The sequence below is a fragment of the Clostridium sp. DSM 17811 genome, assembly GCF_018861905.1.
Taxonomy (GTDB): domain Bacteria; phylum Bacillota; class Clostridia; order Clostridiales; family Clostridiaceae; genus Clostridium_AD; species Clostridium_AD frigoriphilum.
Genome location: NZ_JAHLDU010000085.1, coordinates 1 through 943 on the forward strand (window position 1 = coordinate 1; position 943 = coordinate 943).

The 943-nt window shown below is 34.9% G+C and carries 1 protein-coding gene; it reads left to right on the top strand.

Going from position 1 to position 943, the window contains the following annotated elements; translation table 11 throughout:
• Positions 1-943 (top strand): 4Fe-4S binding protein (locus tag KPL44_RS26235; protein WP_216256116.1); only part of this gene is annotated, 943 nt, incomplete at both ends.

Below are 943 nucleotides of genomic sequence, written 5' to 3' on the forward strand. Positions count from 1 at the left end.
TTCGATAAGACCTTTCCTTGCAAGTAAAGATGAAGCATCGAATGCTCCAAGTAACTTTGAAACTATAGATGCGAAAGGCAAGGGATTAGAAGATTATAAATATAAGGTTCAGGTCTCTGTTCTAGATTGTACAGGTTGTGGTAGTTGTGCAAATGTATGCCCAGCTAAGGAAAAAGCACTTGTTATGAAACCACTTGGAGAGCAATTAGATGAAACAAGTAATTGGGAATATGCAAGTTCATTAACTAGAAAACCAAATCCTATGGACGTTACTACAGTAAAAGGAAGTCAATTTGAATTGCCACTACTAGAATTTTCAGGAGCTTGCGCAGGTTGTGGTGAAACACCTTATGCAAAACTTATTACTCAACTTTATGGAGATAGAATGTATATAGCAAATGCTACAGGATGTTCACAGGCATGGGCAACAAGTTATCCTTCTTTTCCTTATACTGTAAATGAAAAAGGTCAAGGTCCAACCTATACTAATTCATTATTTGAAAACAATGCTGAGTTTGGTCTTGGAATAATGCTTGCAGTAGATCAACAAAGAGACAGAATTAAATCAAAGGTTGAAAGACTAATTGAGATAACAATGGATAATGATTTGAAAAAAGCTGCTATAAATTGGGTAGAAACCTTTGCCGATGGAAGCACATCAAAAGCTGCCAGTGAAGTATTCCTTAAAACATTAAAGAATTCAAAAACAATAAATGAAGAAAAAGAATTAGTAAGCTTCATATTAAATAGTAGTGAGCATCTTGTTAAAAAATCTATATGGTTATTTGGCGGAGATGGATGGGCTTATGACATTGGTTATGGTGGATTAGATCATGTAATATCAACAAGAGCTGATGTAAATATACTAGTACTTGATACAGAAGTATATTCAAATACAGGAGGTCAATCATCTAAAGCAACTCCTTTGGGCGCAGTAGCACAA